Source organism: Pseudoalteromonas sp. GW168-MNA-CIBAN-0100 (genome assembly GCF_040309225.1).
Taxonomy (GTDB): domain Bacteria; phylum Pseudomonadota; class Gammaproteobacteria; order Enterobacterales; family Alteromonadaceae; genus Pseudoalteromonas; species Pseudoalteromonas arctica.
Genome location: NZ_JBEOOL010000168.1, coordinates 1 through 401 on the forward strand (window position 1 = coordinate 1; position 401 = coordinate 401).

General features: G+C 46.9%; 1 protein-coding gene. It reads left to right on the forward strand.

Going from position 1 to position 401, the window contains the following annotated elements; genetic code table 11:
* Positions 1 to 401: isoaspartyl peptidase/L-asparaginase (locus AAEY62_RS20545; RefSeq protein ID WP_350636096.1), on the forward strand; the 401-nt coding region annotated here is incomplete at both ends.

A 401-nucleotide genomic window follows, 5' to 3' on the forward strand; every position in this document is an offset into this window, starting at 1 on the left:
CTATAAAGCATTATTAAAAGCAAAGCAAAAATTAGATAAAGCCAAAGCAACCAGTAAAGACTATCAAGCGGCGCATAAAGCCTTGCCAAATAACTATAAAATGGGCACGGTTGGTGCGGTAGCACTGGATAAAAATGGCAATTTAGCAGCTGGTACATCAACCGGTGGTATGACCGCCAAACGCTATGGCCGTATTGGTGATGCGCCGGTAATTGGTGCAGGAACGTTTGCGGAAAATGAATCGTGTGCGGTATCGGCTACCGGCCATGGTGAGTATTTTATTCGTTACAATGTAGCCAGCGAGATTTGTGCGCGCGTTAAATACCAAGGTAAAACCATAACGCAAGCAGGGGCCGAAGTGATTAATGGGGTACTTGCACCAATAGGCGGTCCGGGCGGTG